Origin of the sequence: Methanolobus profundi (assembly GCF_900114835.1) — an archaeon.
Lineage (GTDB): Archaea > Halobacteriota > Methanosarcinia > Methanosarcinales > Methanosarcinaceae > Methanolobus > Methanolobus profundi.
Window position 1 is genome coordinate 69,423 of record NZ_FOUJ01000001.1, and the last position, 18,475, is coordinate 87,897.

Annotated in this window: 17 protein-coding genes; 4 read left to right on the plus strand and 13 right to left on the minus strand. The window is 43.4% G+C overall.

Annotated elements, in window-relative coordinates:
* Window positions 1-2 precede the first annotated feature (2 nt).
* The 4 genes from fpoL to fpoO are packed head-to-tail and all read left to right on the plus strand — an operon-like array spanning window position 3 to window position 5,318.
* The gene (gene fpoL / locus BM008_RS00410) at window positions 3-2,015 is read left to right on the plus strand and encodes a F420H2 dehydrogenase subunit FpoL (RefSeq protein WP_177187914.1); all 2,013 of its coding nucleotides are present in this window, start codon (window positions 3-5) and stop codon (window positions 2,013-2,015) included.
* Window positions 2,015-3,502, plus strand: a complete 1,488-nt coding sequence (fpoM, locus tag BM008_RS00415; protein ID WP_091931643.1) for a F(420)H(2) dehydrogenase subunit M — start codon at window positions 2,015-2,017, stop codon at window positions 3,500-3,502. The genes fpoL and fpoM overlap by 1 nt, the downstream gene beginning before the upstream one ends.
* Window positions 3,503-3,505: 3 nt before the next feature.
* Entirely contained in the window at window positions 3,506-4,954 is a 1,449-nt protein-coding gene (gene fpoN / locus BM008_RS00420; protein WP_091931646.1) for a F(420)H(2) dehydrogenase subunit N, read from the plus strand.
* Between the two features lies 1 nt (window position 4,955).
* Window positions 4,956-5,318 carry a F420H2 dehydrogenase subunit FpoO gene (fpoO, locus tag BM008_RS00425; protein WP_091931650.1) on the plus strand — a complete coding sequence of 121 codons (363 nt, stop codon included), beginning with the start codon at window positions 4,956-4,958 and terminating at the stop codon, window positions 5,316-5,318.
* A 391-nt stretch (window positions 5,319-5,709) separates the two neighbouring features.
* Here the strand turns inward: fpoO and BM008_RS00430 are convergent, their stop codons facing one another.
* The 13 genes from BM008_RS00430 to BM008_RS00490 form a co-directional block, all read right to left on the minus strand.
* Window positions 5,710-6,996, minus strand: a complete 1,287-nt coding sequence (locus BM008_RS00430) for a GntP family permease (protein ID WP_091931653.1) — start codon at window positions 6,994-6,996, stop codon at window positions 5,710-5,712.
* 428 nt (window positions 6,997-7,424) lie between these two features.
* On the minus strand, window positions 7,425-8,030 hold the full coding sequence (locus tag BM008_RS00435; RefSeq protein ID WP_091931655.1) for a hypothetical protein: 606 nt from the start codon (window positions 8,028-8,030) through the stop codon (window positions 7,425-7,427).
* Window positions 8,031-8,040: 10 nt separating this feature from the next.
* The gene (locus BM008_RS00440) at window positions 8,041-8,667 is read right to left on the minus strand and encodes a hypothetical protein (protein WP_091931658.1); all 627 of its coding nucleotides are present in this window, start codon (window positions 8,665-8,667) and stop codon (window positions 8,041-8,043) included.
* A gap of 109 nt (window positions 8,668-8,776) precedes the next feature.
* Window positions 8,777-9,307, minus strand: coding sequence for a hypothetical protein (locus tag BM008_RS00445; protein WP_091931660.1), 531 nt, complete (start codon window positions 9,305-9,307; stop codon window positions 8,777-8,779).
* Between the two features lie 36 nt (window positions 9,308-9,343).
* Window positions 9,344-9,970: a chemotaxis protein CheC gene (locus tag BM008_RS00450; RefSeq protein ID WP_091931663.1), complete on the minus strand. Its 627-nt coding sequence runs from the start codon at window positions 9,968-9,970 to the stop codon at window positions 9,344-9,346.
* Window positions 9,971-9,987: 17 nt separating this feature from the next.
* Window positions 9,988-10,941: a DUF3795 domain-containing protein gene (locus BM008_RS00455; protein WP_245747792.1), complete on the minus strand. Its 954-nt coding sequence runs from the start codon at window positions 10,939-10,941 to the stop codon at window positions 9,988-9,990.
* A gap of 104 nt (window positions 10,942-11,045) precedes the next feature.
* Window positions 11,046-11,519, minus strand: a complete 474-nt coding sequence (locus BM008_RS00460; RefSeq protein WP_091931669.1) for a chemotaxis protein CheD — start codon at window positions 11,517-11,519, stop codon at window positions 11,046-11,048.
* 2 nt (window positions 11,520-11,521) lie between these two features.
* On the minus strand, window positions 11,522-12,136 hold the full coding sequence (locus BM008_RS00465) for a chemotaxis protein CheC (RefSeq protein WP_091931672.1): 615 nt from the start codon (window positions 12,134-12,136) through the stop codon (window positions 11,522-11,524).
* 14 nt (window positions 12,137-12,150) lie between these two features.
* Window positions 12,151-12,765, minus strand: a complete 615-nt coding sequence (locus tag BM008_RS00470) for a chemotaxis protein CheC (protein WP_091931675.1) — start codon at window positions 12,763-12,765, stop codon at window positions 12,151-12,153.
* 57 nt (window positions 12,766-12,822) lie between these two features.
* Window positions 12,823-13,644: a CheR family methyltransferase gene (locus BM008_RS00475; RefSeq protein ID WP_091931677.1), complete on the minus strand. Its 822-nt coding sequence runs from the start codon at window positions 13,642-13,644 to the stop codon at window positions 12,823-12,825.
* A 2-nt stretch (window positions 13,645-13,646) separates the two neighbouring features.
* Complete coding sequence (locus tag BM008_RS00480) at window positions 13,647-15,767, minus strand: cell division protein FtsA (protein WP_091931680.1); 2,121 nt, start codon at window positions 15,765-15,767, stop codon at window positions 13,647-13,649.
* A gap of 1 nt (window position 15,768) precedes the next feature.
* The gene (locus tag BM008_RS00485; RefSeq protein WP_091931683.1) at window positions 15,769-16,386 is read right to left on the minus strand and encodes a chemotaxis protein CheC; all 618 of its coding nucleotides are present in this window, start codon (window positions 16,384-16,386) and stop codon (window positions 15,769-15,771) included.
* Window positions 16,387-16,401: 15 nt separating this feature from the next.
* Window positions 16,402-18,438 (minus strand): chemotaxis protein CheA, encoded by a 2,037-nt coding sequence (locus BM008_RS00490; protein ID WP_245747794.1) that lies wholly within the window; start codon window positions 18,436-18,438, stop codon window positions 16,402-16,404.
* Window positions 18,439-18,475: the final 37 nt, after the last annotated feature.

Sequence of the window (18,475 nt, forward strand, 5' to 3'; positions counted from 1 at the left end):
AAATGGCAGTAGAAAACCTAGCATTCTTAATTCCGGTTCTGCCTGCACTGGCATTTGTGCTGACGTTCTTCCTTGGGAAGAAACTGCCAAATGGTGGTTCAATAATTCCAATAACAGCTATTGCAATATCATTTGTGATATCACTGTTAATTACATTGAAACTGCTTGCAAACCCTGAAGAGGTAGTGAGCCAGTCATACAGCTGGTTTGCCATGCTCAACATAGGTATCCTTGTTGATCCACTGGCAGCAGTCATGCTTACAATGGTAACATTCGCAAGTCTGCTTATCCACATCTACTCTACAGGTTACATGTCACACGACAAGGCACCTTCCAGGTACTTTGCTGAGACAGCACTTTTCACAGCTTCAATGCTTGGTCTGATCCTTTCAGACAACATCCTCCAGCTCTTCATTTGCTGGGAACTTGTGGGTGTCTGTTCATATCTTCTCATTGGATTCTGGTTTGAGAAGCCATCTGCTGCAACAGCAGCAAAGAAGGCTTTCCTGACCACCAGGATCGGTGACGTTATGTTCCTTACAGGTATAATCGTCCTGTTCGCAGACCTCTATAAAATGTTCAATGGTACCATCCCTGATGGTGTCTTTATACTCAGGTTCGATGAGATCTTTGCTCACATCCCTGAAATTGCAGCGATCAACTCCACTATCCTTGGAATGGAGGTCAGCCACATCACACTGATAACACTCCTGTTCTTCGGTGGTGCTGTTGGTAAGTCAGGTCAGTTCCCACTTCATGTGTGGCTCCCTGATGCAATGGAAGGTCCAACAACCGTTTCAGCTCTTATACACGCAGCAACAATGGTTACAGCTGGTGTCTATCTGGTAGCAAGAACATTCCCAATGTTCATCGCAGCTCCTGATTCACTCATGGTTGTAGCATATGTAGGTGCATTCACTGCATTGTTCGCAGGAACAATGGGTATTGTGATGAACGACCTTAAGCGTGTACTCGCATACTCCACCGTAAGTCAGCTCGGTTACATGATGCTCGGTCTTGGTGTAGGTGCAGCGGTCGGTGCTGAAGCAGTCGGAATATCAATATTCCACCTGGTCAACCACGCATTCTTCAAGGCTCTTCTCTTCCTGTGTGCAGGTAGCGTGATCCACGCAGTAGGTACACATGATATGAGACAGCTTGGAGGTGTCGCAAAGGTAATGCCAATAACTGCAGCAACAATGATCATCGCATCACTGGCGCTTACAGGTATGGGTATCCCTGGTACATCTATAGGTACAAGTGGTTTCTTCAGTAAGGATGCTATCATCGAGAGCGCATACCTCTTTGGAGAATCTACAGGCACATGGTTGCCATACTTGTTCTCAATTGCAGCAGCTCTGCTTACTTCACTGTACATTTTCAGACTTGTCTTTATGACATTTTATGGAAAGCCACGTACAGATTATGGAGGACATGAGTCTCCTGCATCAATGACGATCCCACTCTCAATATTTGCACTGCTTGCACTGATCTTCGGTGGTCTTACCGCAGAGAAGTTCAACACATTTGTAAGTGAGACATTCGTGAACAATTTCGTACACGTGGATATCCATGAACTCGCAACACTTGGTGGTTATCACCTTGTAGAACATGCAGGACACGAACCATTGCTTGTACTCTGGATGCCACTGATCGTAGCACTTGCCGGTCTGGTAATTGCCTATCTGGTATACGGACTTAAGATCGTCAACATGGACAGCCTTGTTTCAAGAAACAACCCAATTTACAAACTCCTGTACAACAGGTACTATCAGAATTCCATATTCACCAACTTTGTCTCAGTAAAAGTGATCTATGAAGGATTTGCTTTTGCAGGACGTGCAGTTGACAGAGGATTCGACTGGACAGTAAAATGGTTCAGCGACCTTGCGATCGAATCTGGTGAATCCCTGCGTCAGTTCCAGACAGGAGCAGTACAGAATTATGCCACAGCAGTAATTACCGGAGTAAGTCTTCTGGTCATTCTCGTTAAAGTGGTAATGGAGGTACTCTAATGATGCCGATACTTTCAATGATCGTGCTGATACCTCTGATATTCGCAGCACTTGCATTATTCACAAAAACAAAAGAACAGGCAAGAGTAATAGCACTTGCCGGCACTGTTATCGTACTGTTACTTACAGTATACATGTACGTTAACTTCGACAGCACTATAGCAGATAACCAATTCGAGGAACTTGCACAGTGGGTACCATCCCTTGGAATTACCTACCACCTCGGTGTTGACGGGATCGCAATGCCATTGATCCTTCTCAATGCAATTGTACTTCCTTTCCTTGTTCTCTTCACATGGAACGATGAAAGGAAATCACCAAACAGGTTCTATGCATGTATACTCGCAACAGAGGGTGCAGTTATCGGTGTATTCACCGCACTGGACTTCTTCCTGTTCTACATATTCTGGGAACTTACACTCGTACCGCTCTTCTTCATGGTGAGCATATGGGGAGGACCCAACAAGCATAAAGCAGCAATTAAGTTCTTTATCTATACTCACGTGGCGTCCCTTGTGATGCTTCTAGGTATATTCGGACTTTACTTCGCAGCATGGGACATGACCGGAACTCCAACGTTGGATATACCAACGCTTATCAGCCAGTTCCAGTTCATTGAATCCGGCGCAGCAAAGGATATGATCTTCCTTGCACTGCTCTTTGGTTTCATTGTCAAGATCCCAAGTTTCCCATTCCACTCATGGCAACCAGATGCATATACTGAGGCACCAACTGCCGGTAGTGTACTCTTTGTCATGCTTAAGATCGGTGGATACGGTCTCTTTAAGGTCATGCTTCCAATGTTGCCATTTACAGCATCACCAAACCTGATGATCACCATCATGGCAGTTCTTGGTTCAGTAAGTGTGCTCTACGGTGCATTCCTTGCACTATCACAGAAGGACCTCAAGAGAATGGTTGCATACTCCAGTGTAAGCCACATGGGCTACGTAACACTCGGCGCAGCCGGTCTGGTATCACTCTCCGTTTCCGGAGCAATGTTCCAGCAGTTCTCACACGGACTTATCATGAGCGTTATGTTCATGTCATGTGGTATTATCAAGAACACAACAGGCACAAGGATCATCAACGACCTTGGAGGTCTTGCCCAGAAGATGCCAAAACTGGCAGTCATTATGGTAATGACCTTCATGGCATCCCTTGGACTTCCAGGTCTCAGTGGTTTCATTGCTGAAGTATCCGTACTCGCAGGAAGCTTTGTGAACCTGCCATCATATGTGATGATCGCAGTATCTGCTATCGTGATCACTGCAGCATATCACCTGTGGGCTCTTCAGAGGGCAATGTTTGGTGTCTATAATGAGAAACTCGGTACAGTTACAGATATCGATACCTTCCAGACAGTTTCGATGGGAGTTATTGCAATACTCGTACTGTACTTCGGACTTAACCCAAGCCCGGTGCTTGAAATGATGTTGACAAACTCAGATCAGATAGTCAGCCTTATGGCTGTAATGGGGGTGTAAGGTATGGATCTAATGTTATTCGCACCTGAAATTTCCCTTGTGGTCACAGGACTGGCAGTATTGCTTATCGGATTATTCATTCCGACAGACTCAAAGAAGATCCTTGGTTACCTTGCAGCACTTGGTGTTCTGGTAGCCCTGTTCTTCACAGTCTCAAGTCTGGGGACCGAAGCAACAGCATTCAATGACACGGTATCTATCGATGCCCTGTCACAGTTCTTCAAAATAGTGTTCCTTGTGGTCGCATTGCTCTTTACGATCTCAGGTATCAAGTACACTGAAGGAAACAGCCACACAGAAGAGTTCTTCACACTCGGACTCTTCGCAACGATCGGTATGATGTTCGTTGCATCTGCAAACGACCTCATGGTTCTCTTCGTTGGATTCGAACTTGCAAGTCTTGCAACCTATGCACTCGCAGGATTTGAGAAGAAGAATGCCAAGTCACTGGAAGCAGCTATGAAATACTTCATCATAGGCTCACTTTCAGCAGCACTTATGCTCCTTGGTATATCATATGTCTACGGAGCAACAGGAACCACAAGTATCCCTGGAATTGCAGCAAACGCAAGTGTGCTCGTAGGAAGTCCAATGGGACTTGTAGCAGTAGTTCTCCTGATGGCAGGATTCGGTTTCAAGATCGCTCTTGTACCATTCCACATGTGGGCACCTGACACATATCAGGGTTCACCATCAGTAGTATCCGCACTGCTTGCAGCAGGCTCAAAGAAGATGGGTATCGTAGCAGCTCTCAAGGTATTTGTGGTTGCACTCATAGCACTTCAGGCTGAATGGCAGACCGCATTTGCAATACTTGCAGTCATCACAATGACCTACGGTAACATGGTAGCCCTTAAGCAGACAAGTGTAAAGAGAATGCTTGCATACTCCTCACTTGCACAGGCAGGTTACATCACAATGGCATTTGTGGTACTTACACCAATGGCACTTGGCGGTGGTATATTCTATGCACTGTCACACGGTTTCATGAAGGCAGGAGCTTTCATTGCAACAGCAGCTGTGACATACATGGTACTCTCCGAGAACAAGGATTCAACTGACCCGGACCACATCGATAACTTCAGAGGTCTTGGAAAGAGAATGCCGGTAACTGCTCTCTCAATGACAGTGTTCGTATTTGCACTGGCAGGTATCCCGCTCACAGCAGGTTACATGAGCAAGTTCATTCTGTTCTCATCAACCATCCAGTCAGGATTTGTATGGCTTGCAATAATTGCAATACTTAACAGTGCAATTTCACTTGGCTACTATGCAAAGATCGTCAAGTACATGTACTTCCTTCCAACAGACAGCGAGAAGGTCTCAGAACCATTACCATACACCGTTGCAATGATCATTGCAGTGATCGGTGTACTTGCAATAGGTTTCTGGTCCGAACCAGTCGTCTACTGGGCAATGGAAGCAGCAAAGGTACTCGTTGGAGGTATGTAATATGACAGATTGTGATCTTTGTGGAGTTGGAATCCCAACAGTCGTTCCTGTAAGGGTACTCAAACCAAAGTATGTTCACTCCTATCCACATGGGATGTGGCAGGGTCTTTGTGAAGGATGCCTTAATGCCGGAAAGAAAACCCATGATGCACAGGCTGAATCACCAAGCTGCGGTACAGCAGGTAAGTGTGACTTCTGCGGTGCTATTGCACAGCTCTATGATGTGACCATCAGCAGACCTTCATTCTCAAAGGGTGCTGAAGAGGACACATTGGGTCTCTGCAAGAAGTGCCTCGAATCAATAAACGAGTCACATGAAGCATGGGAAAAGCAGAAGGCTGAAGACGAACACGCACACCATTAAATTTTAAAATAGAGACCGGCTTTGGCCGGTCAGCTCTTTTCTTTTTTTGGATTATTTGTTTTTATTGTTGCTCTCTATATAGCGCTTATTTAATATCGGATTTGTAGAATTATGCAATTGCTATAATTTTGGATTCATCAATTTTCATTATGGATTACTAAAGCCATCCCGGAGGGTCCGGCGAAGCCGGCGCTTTCCCAGAAGATGAAACAAAACAATTTGCGTAGTACTTTTGAATGTGTTATTCACAAAATTATTGTGTACTTCCCAGACTTGGAAGCAAAAATCCAATTATTTTTTGAAATATTTCTATGCAGTGATATTGGAATGTGCCGCCTTCTGCGGATGGTTTCCTTGTTTTTAGTTTGTAGATCGTTTTTGTGTAACTCGATCAGTAAAAAAGCAGATACACTACACCCGTGAGCGCCAGACTTGTAATCCCCATCACAACTCCACCCAGCGTATAACTTCTCAGAACCTCGGATGTTTCCAGTTCCGCCAGATCCTTGTATATCCAGAAGAACGGGTCATTGAAGTGCGATATAAGGAAGGTTCCTGAAGCCATTGAAAAGAGCACTATCTCAGGCGGCAGTCCAAGAACTGGTACAAGAGGTATTACAATTGATGGTGCGACCAGCATTGTAACAACACGGGAACCCTGAACACTTTGTATGGCAACGGCAATGAGGAATGGAACAAGTATCGCAGGTAATGGCAGTCCTGAAAGGAGAGTTCCCATTTCCTGTCCAACGCCTGTCATTGCAAGGGTGGCACCAAGTGCTCCTCCTCCACACATATCAAGGATAACAACACCACTTCGTTTGATCGCTTTTTCCACCCATTCTCTTACGTGACCGAAGCTGTATTGTCTGTAGGCAAAGACTATTGCCATGACAACTCCAATGAGTAGTGCCATGTCAGGTTCACCCATAATATCAAAAAGGGCTATATTTGTAAAGACCTCTGCAAGTATCAGAGCTACTGGAACTGCTATTGGTGAGTATGCAGCAATTCTTCCAGGTAGGATGATCCCTTCATTCTCAATTCCAGTCCCATTTTCATTGATAATGATATCCATGTTTCCTGTACTGCAGAATTTTCTGGCATAGAAATATCCCACAAATGATACTATCAGTGCCATGATAATTCCGGGGATCAGTATGTCACTATTATTTATCCCCAGTTCCGATACTGCAGAATACACAACAGGTGAAGGATAGACAAGGTTGTATGAAGCCAGTGTACCAAAGACGAGCACAGATGCGGTAAGAACCTTTGGTAGCTCTTTTTTGATCCTTATCTCCTTTGCCACAGGGATGAATATAACGTAAGCAAGGATACAGCACATGAGTGGAACTGAGAAGATGAACCCAAGGATGTTAAGTCCGAAAAGTGGTTTTCTTGAGATACTTATTATATCGCTTGCGATCAGCCTTGCTCCGCCGGTCCTGTGCAGAACAAGTCCTATTATGCTTCCGGCAGCGATTATTATGGCAAAATGAGAGAATACTCTTCCCATTCCGCTTGTGATGGCATCAATGGTCCCGGCAGCTTCTCCTGCGAGTACTCCTGTGATGACGGATGTTAAGATCAGTCCCAGAAAGGGATGTATCCTGAGCTTTGCAGTAAGAAAGAGTATTATGATCAGAGAAAAAAGAAAAATGATTATTGGATACATCAATAGATGATCGGTTTTATGACGGTATATAGTTAACTCCTTCTTCTGATAACTCTACAATGGATGATCAATATACAAAGAATAACACTACCAACCGTTGCAAGCGGCACATTCCAGCACTGCTATGAAGTACCTTTCATGTTTGTAGGCTATCAATTTTATGTTATGTTTTTCATCGCGGTTCTTAATTACCTGTCTGCAGAGAACTAGGTAAGGAGTATATATTTCATTCATCTTTTTGACTGCATTTTTTCGAATAGTGCCGGCTTCGCCGTGCTCCTTCGGGCTCGTCTAAGTATTCACTATTTTCGATCACTCTAACTTGATCAAAAAGAAAGTCAATTGCAAGCAGAAAACTGCCATGAGATAAATACTAAAATAAAGCCAGTTTGTCAACTGGCTTCAAAATAAAAAAGAGGTTTAATGTTCTAATCCTCAACGTAAAGCAGGTAAAGGCAGCTGTTCTCTCTCATTTCCATGAATCCCTGGGTTTCGGAGATCCCGGCTTTTTCCAGTAATACCTTCTTCCATGATTCAGGTGGGAGTGCTATCTTTCCGGTGTATGCCTTTGCTGCTATCTGGGCATATTGCAATGGTTTTCCGCCGATCCTTATCCTCTTCGCAACTTCCTTACGGTATGTCTGGTGCATCATACATGCACTGTGTGCAGCGGAAGGTTGGATAGTGTGGTTATAGTGGTCGGTAGCTTCCATGTGTACAGGGTTAAAATTGCCTATACGCTTGATGTATTCCCTGATAGCCTTGGAGAATGGACATACTTTAGTGACAAAACCATACTCACTTATCTGTCCTATGTGTTCGAATGATGAAAGTACGGATTCACCATTGGTCACAGCGTTGACGAAGTCATCCCATGTCTTATATTCTTCTTCCGGAACGGATTTGGCAAGGGATTCAGCCTGTCCTACCATATAATTGGTAAAACCTTCTACACCCTGTTTATCAGATATATCCTCAAAGAAAAGGTACACTGATACATCAACAAAAGGATTTGAACCAATATTTTCAGCCATATTATCACCCTTAATCGATTATCTCTTCGCCTGCACTCTTACCTTTCACAATGAGGGCAAAGACACAGGATGCATTACGCAGTATGCTCTTGATATGTCTCTCATCAACATTGATCCTTGCGAGGTTCTCAGGCACCATCTTCACTTCACCTGTCATTCCTTTGTTTGCCAGTTGCAGGCATTCAAGGGCCTGTTTTGCAACAGTTATATTGTTTGCTGCGACTTCTCTGAATTTCTGGTGTGTGATACAGTAATTTGAGACTGCTGAATCTTTGATACGGTTGTTGTAGCTGTCAGCAACATCTGTATCAGAATCAGGGATCGGTCCTATTCTGGAAATATACCTTCCCATTGTAGGTGCCATAGGGCACACTTTAAGTGCATATACATAGCCGATGACATCTCCATCCTTATCAGTGATAGCAAGGTCTGTCTGGACATTCACGTCTCCTTCAACAGTAAGGGACGTTCTTCCATCCTTCATTGCTACATTGAAGGCAGGCCATCCTACGTATGCCTCTTTCCCCATCCTTTCAGCATAGCTCTCACCTACGCGAAGCCAATATTCAACGACACCTTCAGTCCCTGCCTTGCTGACCATATCATCAACAAGCGAGTATATTGCAATGTCCATCATAGTTATAGATCTCCTTTATCATCTCAAGTATAATTTGTATTTATACAATATTTATATATTAATTGTCTTCATGGTTTTTATTCTTTACCATTGAATTTATTAAAAAATATTAAATTAGGTTTATTTTAATCCATTTAAGTTCGGGATTATCAGGATACAACTGTCCGGTAGTTGCATTATCTTCCTCTATTATCTGTGAAGCTTCTTCTTCGGACCTCACACTCATCTCAAATGTTTCTTCACCTGCGACATCATAGCGAAGGAAAAGCCTGCCACTTTCTGTCATGATAAGTCTGACAGAATCCTTGTTGCAGGTTTCAAGTCCAAGCTCATGTCCTCTCTGGCTTTTTGCTGTCCATACCGCTACCTCTGTTTCAGCATTATATGAAGCATCAACACCATCATTATCCAGCACAGTTCTGTTCTCTTCCTTATCAGAATCTGTAGTAACGTTATTCTCAAGAGAATATGACATCTCGCCTGAGCTCATATCTCCTGAAAGGAAGAGCGTAGCTCCTGTAGAGTAGTCTTCGTCTGCACCGCTCTTTACAAGGGAATGCAGCATCCTGGTGAATGTAGTGTCTCTGTCACGGTCATCTGTATTTGACCGTTCAAGATGCTGTGTCCATATATTTTTCATAAAGGTCAACCATTGAATATTTTGTATATTATTAGCTCATCCAAGCATTTTCATGATAGAGCCCTGTAACTTGTCAAGTGATGGTCCATCAAGTAAAAGGAACATATCACCGTATATCGTTCCGGCTCCTACATCTTTCTCTGAGGAATAGACCACGAACATTGTTTCAATGTTCAATATCTTTGCAGGTTCTGTTCCTATCTTTGTCATTCCTTTGTCAAGTATATCCTTGATGTGACCGAGACTTATGTCCGGTACGGAATGAAGTAATTTCAGATCAAGGAATGATGAGAGTGAGTTAAGATATGATCCTGCGATTATATTCCCGGTTTCAAGGAGTGCAGATTCATAAAGGTTTGGATCCTCGTCATGCTCAAAACCCTGTAACAACAGGTTACTAAGATAAACAGCATTGCTAAATTCGAACATCAACATTACAAGACCGTTAAGGTCCCCATGAATTGGTATCATTATACCGGTCATGGTTATCGAACCCGGGATCATATCGATAATGGCAGATGGTTCAAATAATCGTGCATCTGATAGGTTAAGCTGGACCCTCTTCTCTATTAGTTTTGAAAGGGATGTAGTTGCATTTCCCATCCCGATGCTTCCTATTTCCTTGAAAGCATCAATTGAGAAACTGTCCAGTTCTTTGTTCATCCTATCTCTCCATTATATCATTCAAGTATGACCTCTACATCCGGCTCCATGTAGAATTTCTCTCCTACATAGAATCTGATGTACTCTTCCTTTCCACCTTTTATCAGGCGTATCTTTGCACCTTCTTCTTCAGCAAGGTTCAGGAACAGGCCTTCAATACGGGAAATGGTCTGTTCATCATGTGCAGCCTTGTTGATCATTCCAATAAGTAGCAGTTCGCTTGTTGCAAATCTCTCTGCCATCTCAGACATGAACTCATAGCACTTCTGTTCGCCTTCAGCTATGAGTAACTGGGTTATTGGCTCAAAGATCACTGCACAGCCTTTTGGGAGCTTGCTGGTGAGTTCAAAGAACTTATCAAGTTCATCATCAGGTAATTTTATGATGCCATCTTCATTACTGACTTCTTTACAGGTCGTCGAGATCTCTATGAACTTCATTGCACCAATGTCCATAAGGTCTCCGATCTTCTCCTTGTACATCGCAGTACGAGGTTGCGTGGATACGAGGACAGTGTTGACCATCTCTCCGTAAAGACGCAGACTTATCTCAATGACAGAATCCTCATACCTGCTCTTAGGTGTATATTCTATCAGAGTGGACCTGCTGAGCAGAGTGGATATCTGTTCGACCTCAGGGATATTCTCATTATCTTCTTCTGAACTTGTGAATACCATTCCTTCAATAAGGAAATCTCCGAGTTTTTCCCTTGGAATGGTCTCAAAGGCCTGGAATATCAGTATTCCGGCACCAGCAAAAATACCCGTATAGACCGCACTCCAGAATCCCATGAACAGTAGTATCATCTCAGTGATGTCGGTATCTTGTGAGCTTATGGCTATTGAAGGGAATATGGATGTAGTGATAAGGAATATGGCTGTCAAAGCAAGGAGCAACCAGGCGATAGATCCCCTTTTTGTCTCAAAGTAAACCTTGACCCAGAAGTATATCGCTGCCAATCCGCATGCCATCGATATAGAAACGAAGATTATGTGTATTATTGTTATATCCGGAGTTAACATCCTGCTGCCACCTATGATCAGTCCTTATCATCTATATAATTACTGTGTATATATTAATATACTTTTATGCCTTTAAGCGCACTCTTGACAGTAAGCTCTCCGTTTTCTGTGTCAAGTATTATCGTACGTCCGTAGTTCTGTCCTGTATCTTCTGCAATAATGGGAATCTTAAGTTCTTTCAGTAACTTCTTGGTGGCGGCTACATTCCTCTCTCCTATATTGAGCTGAGTGCTGGAATTAAAGGAGAACATACTTGCTCCGCCTGCTATCTTTGCTTTTGTACGGTGTCTGTAGGCACCCTCTTCCACCATGGCATCCATGAGTGCAGGTATGCCAGTGTCTGCAAACTTTGCAATGTTATCTTTAGACCTTGCCTGTTCAATACTCGGGAGCATGATATGTACCATCCCGCCAACGCCAGTGCTCTTATCATATAGCGAGATGCCTACACATGATCCCAGTCCAAGGGTTGTGAGCTTCAAAGGCTTCTTCGCCACCGCACTATCGGCCATTCCCACTATTATCATGTTTATCTCGAACGCATTTCTTCTATCCTTCCAAGTATGGTCTGCAATGAAGCTGAATCCAGCAGCATGTACATATCACCGCTCAGACTATGGGATTCATCTTCACCTACTATCTCGAACAGGGTTGTCAGACCAAAAATGTGTTCCATCTTTCCGCTGATATGCTGCTTTGCTTTAGCGAATATCTCATCAGGGCTTCCTTCAGATATCTTTGGTATTGAAGGTATGATCGAGAGATTCAGGAATTTTGAGAGTGCATTATAGTAACTTCCTGCAAGAATGTTAGCAACTTCCACAAAGGCTGATGTCTTCAGATACTCATCATCTTCCTGGTCAGTATCTTTAAGGAGCATTTCAGCCAGTATCTCAGAATGCTGTTTTCTAACGATGAGTATGAAACCACCGTTCATGTCACCCATTACTCTGACAATGGCTCCTACCCTATCGGTATCCTCTTTAGTGGTTATGTCTTTGCTGTCAAGTAATGTGAGGGATGAACTGCTAACCTTTATAGATTGGTCCACAAGTTGTGAAAGGGCTGTTGTTGCATTCCCCATCCCAATATTTCCCACTTCGTTCAATGCATCATAATAGAATTTATCAAGTACTATGTTCATTCATCTCACTCCTTTCATATCATCCTGTCGATCCTCTCAAGCACAACATCCATCGAATCAGGATCGAACAATGTCAGGAATATTCCATCCATCTGGTGTCCTTCGATCATGAACAATGTATCAAAGAGCAATGCATGCTCTGCCTTTTTGCTCATTTCTATCAATATGTGGTCAATTATGGCGCCAAGCATATCGAATGTCTGCATAGGGGTAGATATCTTGATGTTAAGTCCCAGAAAATCTGAAAGAGAACTGACATAAGATCCTGCCAGTATGTGTCCAACCTCTTCTATGAGCGATTGGTTCAACGGGCTGAGAATATCGATATCTTCTTCGCCGGTTATTGTGGAACAGATGGTCTTGACAGAGCTTTCAGAGATCATCATCATGATGTATCCGTCCACATCTCCAGCAACCTGCATGATGACTCCGGAGACAATGGTATCCGCTCCGCCTGCAACTTCTGGTACTTTCTCAATAAGCTCCACTTTAAGGTCAGGTACCTCTATCTTTACCTCTTTCGAGATCATCTTGGAGAGGGAAGTGACAGCGTTACCAATACCTATATTGGCTACTTCTCTTAATGCGCTGATCTGTATCTCTGTCAGATCCGATATATTATATTTCATGTGTGATCTCCTGAATTGTATTTCGAGTTATTGTCACTTCCAAAAGAACATCAGCTATCATTTCTGGTAGATCCTCTCCTTGGAATTGTATGCTTTGAACATGTCCTTTGAAGGGCCAAGCAGGGTCTCTGTCTTGCCCATTACGAAGAACCCATCTTTTGAAAGTGCATTATAGAAATCCATGTAGAGCTGTTCCTGAAGCTCCTTCTGGAAGTAAATAGTGACATTCCTGCAGAACACTGCATCGAAACCACTCATCTTCGGACCGGATATAAGGTCCTGTTTTCTGAACTGTGCTATCTTTTTCAGTTCATCGTTGATGACGTAGTCGTTCCCTTCCTTTGTGAAGTACTTTTTCAGAAAAGCAGGTCTTACATCTTTGATCTCAAGGCTGGAGTAGAGTCCTTTCTGTGCCTTTGCAAGACTATCTTTATCGATATCAGTTCCCGTGATCTTGATATTGTACTTCTTGAATTCATCGCCCAGAATATGGTGTAACAACATTGCGATAGAATATGCTTCAACACCGATGGAACACCCTGCACTCCATATGCGTATGGAACGAAGTCCGGTGCTCTTAGCTTTGATGATAGCAGGAAGAACATCTTTCTCGATCAGGTCATATACCTCGGGATTCCTGAAGAAATTAGTAACATTGACCGTCAGGGTTTCCATAAGTTCCGGCCATTCATCTTTGTTTGATTGAAGTGCATTCAGGTAATCTTTATAGTTCTTAGAATTGGTTGCACGTAACCTGACATCTATTCTTCTCTTGAAATGTGAATCCTTATATTGTTCACAGTTAAATCCAAGTTTTTTATGTATGAGCTTTTTGAGTGCTTCATAGTCTTCATCTTTTTTTTGCATGGTATCAAGCATTTTTATCCCTCTACAAATTCTATTGTTACATTGTTTCCATCTCTCAGCGGGGTTGTAAACCTGGCCGGAACATTGTTCACAAGAAGCCTCATGCTCTTGCCAACAAGTTCTTCCTTTTTAATATCCATAAATTCGAACAGATCTGAAAGAATAGGGTCTGCTTCATCCCCGTTTTTGAACTTGACAGTATCGCCATCACTTACTTTGGCCGAAAGGTCCACTTTCTTTCCATTAAGGGTGATAACAGGCATTGAACCATTGAATATCACATCCTTTCCGTTCAGATTCACGGTTATCTTTCTGCCTTCTTCCGGTTCTCCAAGAATATTTTCAAGCCTGTATTCGAACTCGGTCTTCTTAATGTCGAGAATATCGCCATCTTCGAGCATGGTGGAAGAGAATTCTGAAGTATCCACTATTCGGTCATTGAGTTTCACGACATATTTCGTACTGCCAAAGTGCTGTATACGGTTATTTACGATGACACTGATCATTTCCGCTTCAGCGGGATCATATTCATTGTTAAGTATATCCTGCAGGCTGGCATTTCTTATCACTACCTGTGCCCTGTCAGGAACATTATCGTTAATAGAAGCCTTTTTGTCATTGATAGTTACAAAAGGGCTAAGTTCTGTGGCCTTGCCATTTGAAGTGATCGTTATGCTTTCCATTACATCTGATCTCTCAACAAGGTCCTTTATTTTCACATGTGCATTCTTTCCATCGATCGGAGCCTTGAACTCAATGGTCGCACCTTTATTCACCGGGTCTCCAAGATTGGCCTTTTTACCATCGACCAATATCTTTGCGTGTTCTCCCATTTCTCCTTCTATGGTGACGAACTCCGAGTTGACATTGAAACTGAGTGCCATTCCCGGACGTGGATATAGACGTTTGATCTTTGCAGCCACCAGCGCGTCCATAACGGATAATCCATTCACGTCCATGAGGTGTATCTCTGAACCGTTCACAGTAGCATCGATAAACTCTATGCCTTCGTTCAGGATCCCCATACGTGCTATCCCGATAGGTGTTATCATATCGGTACCGTTGATCATCCCGGTGTTATCTGAGAATTCCTCCACTTGTTTTGGAAGGCGTGAACCTATCCTTTGGGTGGGAAGTTCCAGATGTTTTGAGATGTGCTCCTTTAGTCCTGCTGTCTGTGAGCCCCCGCCAACAAGAACAACCGCTCTTGGTATCTTGCTGTTCAGTTCTTTGATCTCCTCTACGATATGGAGTGCAAGTTTATCGACCTCTGGTTCGATGTCTGATATGATCTGACTTACAGGGACCTCTGAGGTGACACCGAAGATGTCTTCCAGCTCGATCATCTCTTTTGTTGTCAGGGATTGTTTTATCATCTCTCCCTTTTTAAAATCCACAAGATACTTGTCACATATAAAATCCGTGATCTCATCACCTGCTTCAGGTACCATTCCATATCCAATGACCGTTCCGTTATCGGTAATGGCTATATCTGAGGTTCCTGCACCGACATCCACAAGTGCGATATTGAGTTTCCTCATATCAGCAGGTATTGCTACATTCAATGCAGCTATAGGTTCCAGTGTGACACTGGATGCTTCAAGTCCGCATCTGTCAAGGACTGCGAACATACTATTGATAACAGCTTCCGGGAGGAATGTTGCAAGCACCTCCACGGAGATAGAACTTCCTTTCTGACCTACTATGTTAGCTATTCTCTGGCCATCTAGTTCGTAACTGACAACCGAATATCCAACACAATTGAATCCTTCATTGATCCCAAGTTCATTGCCAGCCCTTGCGACGGCTTCGAACTCAAGCTCAGAAATATCCATTCTTGTAATTTCTCTGTACGGTATTTCCAGGGAGAGCTTTACTTTTGATGTTCTCAGTGCTCTACCTGCAACCGCGACAGATACTTTTGATAGTTCATGCCCAATTTGTCTTTCCAGGTCGGTCTTCACCGCATCCACTACTCTGGCAACTTTCTCAACATCATGGATCTGTCCATCCTGCATGCTACGCTCATTATGTTCGTATATGCAGGCTGCTTTGATATTGAGCTGCTCATTGTCTGTGATGAGCCCGACAACGGTCCTCGTTCCGATATCCAGAGCAAAGTGGGCACTGTTCATCTTATCCCATCATCTTCTTCATGATAGCTGCCATGATTATATCTGTAGCTTCAGGTTCGAAAAGCATGTTGAACTCATTCTTTGAATTTGTAGATGGTATCAGACATTCGCCTTTTACAACTATGAACTGATCAGCAAGATCACCTATCTCTTTCTTGATGAAATCGCCTACTCCTTCCATATTGACCTCGATGCTTGGATCACCGACCGTCATATCAATTCCGAGGAACTCATTCACTACACGCATGTATGCACTACAGAGATTGACTCCCATTTCACGGAGTTTCCTTTGCTGTGGTTCTTCTATCTTGGATGTTGAACCGATCGGCTTTTTCATAAGCAGGTCGGAAAATGATAGTGCAGAGAATTTAGGGAGCAGTATAAGTGTTCCACCGTTAACTTCACCTGATATGTGAAGGTGGATACCCACAACGCTTTTGTTCTTTCCTTCTTCATTGCTCTTTGCGATTATATCGTCCAGACTCAGCATTTCAACAACTGGGATATCTATTTTTACGTCCCTGCTTACCATTTTTGAAAGCGAGGTTGCCAGGTGGCCCATTCCAATGTTTCCTGCTTCTTGAAATGCTCCTTTTGCCATTTCGTCCATTTCTGCCATATTATTCCCTCATATTTAGATCAATGTAGCAATATCCAGGATAAGTGCGACACTTCCATCCCCGAGGATCGTTGCACCCGCAAATCCTTTCATATTCTTCAATATTTTATTATCAAGTGTTTTAATTATTACTTCCTGCTGTCCCAGAAGGTCGTCGACTACAAATCCGATGTTATTTCCCATCTTCTCTACAACTACGACTATGAGATTTTCTTTCTCTTCCGGTTCAGTAGGACAGTTCAGTACATCATGCAGTCTAAGGAGTGGTAGTACCTCACCTCTGAGCATGATGACTTCCTTACCTTCTATTGTCTTTATGTCACTGGCCTTGATCCCGACATCACGAATGACGTTACCAAGCGGTATGGCATATGTTTCATCGCTTACGGTGACCATAAGTGACTGGATAATGGCCACTGTCAATGGTAGCTGGAGTCTCATAATGCTGCCCTGTCCTGGTACAGAAGTTATTTTCACACTTCCACCGAGAGCTTCTATCTTTGTTTTGACAGCATCCATGCCCACGCCTCTTCCTGAGATGTCGGTGACGGTCTTAGCTCCGCTAAAGCCAGGCATGAAAATAAGGTTCAAAGCATCTGCATCAGAGAGTTTATCTACTTCTTCTCTGGTAAGTAATCCTTTCTTGACAGCCACGTCTCTTAGATGAGCAGGGTCCATTCCCTTTCCATCATCCTCTACTTCAATAAGGACACTGTTCCTCTGACGTGAGGCAGCCAGTCTTACAAGACCTGCTATAGGTTTTCCGATATTTTGACGTTCCTCTTCAGGTTCGATCCCATGGTCTACTGCATTACGGAGCAGGTGAACAAGTGGGTCTCCTATCTCATCGAGTACCGTCCTGTCAAGTTCGATCTCTTTTCCTTCGATGATGAGATTTATCTGCTTACCTTCGGATTTAGCAAGGTCTCTTACCATTCTTGGGAATCTGCTGAATATCTGGTCTATCGGGACCATTCTGGATTCCATAACCTCTGTCTGTATCTCATTGGTGAGGCGGTCAAGGTTGGCAAGTGATTCATCGAGATCTTTCGCATTAAGGTCAGAAGCAAGCTGGTTCAACCTGATCTTGTTGATAATGAGTTCTCCAACGAGGTTCATCAGATTGTCAAGTCTTTCTATATTCACCCTGACACTCTGTATGCTCTTCACGGCATCCGATCTCTTTACACCTGATCCTGTTGTCTGCTGAGCTTCAGATTCTGTTTCTTTAACCACTTCTTCTTTCTCATCAGACCCGGCAGTTTCTGATATGGTGGTCGGTATGATCTCTTTGATCTCCGATATCTTCTTCAGGGTCTCAATGATCTGTTCATCAGTGGTCTTTGTTGCAAATATTACTGTGAATTCTAGGTCGAACTTCTCGTCCTCAAGCTCTGCTTCGTCCGGTACACATTTGATGATCTCTCCCATCTTTGTGACATTTATCAGTACCAGTGTGGATCTGGCGGATTTAAGGACACATGAATCATCAAGAACTACTTTCAGGGATACGACTCTGTTCCCATCACCTGATGCGGTCGCAATGGCCTGCTTTTCACTTTCTGACAAGTCTATATCCGTTTGTGGTATGACTTCCTCTTCCGGTTCAAGCTCTGTGCCTACGTCGGCTTCAATGGTCTCGATACTTTCAGCCACAGTGCTTGCTATATCATTCACTGGAAGAGTACCTTCCATTGCTTTTGTGAGTGTGCCCTGAAGTGTACTTATATCGATAGTTTCCCCACTGTCCACAGTCTCTACCAGAGCTTCCAGGGTATCAAGACATTCAAAGAGAACATCGATAAGCCCATTGCTCACGGCTACCTGTGACTTTCTTACCATGTCCATGAGGTTCTCCATCTCATGGGTCAGTTCTGCAATGGTGTTGAATCCCATAGTTGCTGACATTCCTTTCAACGTATGGGCTGAACGGAACATGGTATTGATGTATTCCAGGTCCTTGGGATTCTGTTCGAGTCCCAGTAATGAATCGTTAAGTTGTTGCAGGTGCTCTTCAGACTCTGCTTTAAATATTTCTTTATATTCTGACATATCCATGGTCACACCAACCCTGGGATCACAATGATCT

Excerpts from the sequence above, each read along its gene's own strand:
- fpoL (WP_177187914.1), top strand. The coding sequence starts at position 3 with ATGGCAGTAGAAAACCTAGCATTCTTAATTCCGGTTCTGCCTGCACTG.
- fpoM (WP_091931643.1), top strand. The coding sequence starts at position 2,015 with ATGATGCCGATACTTTCAATGATCGTGCTGATACCTCTGATATTCGCA.
- fpoN (WP_091931646.1), top strand. The coding sequence starts at position 3,506 with ATGGATCTAATGTTATTCGCACCTGAAATTTCCCTTGTGGTCACAGGA.
- fpoO (WP_091931650.1), top strand. The coding sequence starts at position 4,956 with ATGACAGATTGTGATCTTTGTGGAGTTGGAATCCCAACAGTCGTTCCT.
- BM008_RS00430 (WP_091931653.1), bottom strand. The coding sequence starts at position 6,996 with ATGTATCCAATAATCATTTTTCTTTTTTCTCTGATCATAATACTCTTT.
- BM008_RS00435 (WP_091931655.1), bottom strand. The coding sequence starts at position 8,030 with ATGGCTGAAAATATTGGTTCAAATCCTTTTGTTGATGTATCAGTGTAC.
- BM008_RS00440 (WP_091931658.1), bottom strand. The coding sequence starts at position 8,667 with ATGATGGACATTGCAATATACTCGCTTGTTGATGATATGGTCAGCAAG.
- BM008_RS00445 (WP_091931660.1), bottom strand. The coding sequence starts at position 9,307 with ATGAAAAATATATGGACACAGCATCTTGAACGGTCAAATACAGATGAC.
- BM008_RS00450 (WP_091931663.1), bottom strand. The coding sequence starts at position 9,970 with ATGAACAAAGAACTGGACAGTTTCTCAATTGATGCTTTCAAGGAAATA.
- BM008_RS00455 (WP_245747792.1), bottom strand. The coding sequence starts at position 10,941 with ATGGCATGCGGATTGGCAGCGATATACTTCTGGGTCAAGGTTTACTTT.
- BM008_RS00460 (WP_091931669.1), bottom strand. The coding sequence starts at position 11,519 with ATGATAATAGTGGGAATGGCCGATAGTGCGGTGGCGAAGAAGCCTTTG.
- BM008_RS00465 (WP_091931672.1), bottom strand. The coding sequence starts at position 12,136 with ATGAACATAGTACTTGATAAATTCTATTATGATGCATTGAACGAAGTG.
- BM008_RS00470 (WP_091931675.1), bottom strand. The coding sequence starts at position 12,765 with ATGAAATATAATATATCGGATCTGACAGAGATACAGATCAGCGCATTA.
- BM008_RS00475 (WP_091931677.1), bottom strand. The coding sequence starts at position 13,644 with ATGCTTGATACCATGCAAAAAAAAGATGAAGACTATGAAGCACTCAAA.
- BM008_RS00480 (WP_091931680.1), bottom strand. The coding sequence starts at position 15,767 with ATGAACAGTGCCCACTTTGCTCTGGATATCGGAACGAGGACCGTTGTC.
- BM008_RS00485 (WP_091931683.1), bottom strand. The coding sequence starts at position 16,386 with ATGGCAGAAATGGACGAAATGGCAAAAGGAGCATTTCAAGAAGCAGGA.
- BM008_RS00490 (WP_245747794.1), bottom strand. The coding sequence starts at position 18,438 with ATGTCAGAATATAAAGAAATATTTAAAGCAGAGTCTGAAGAGCACCTG.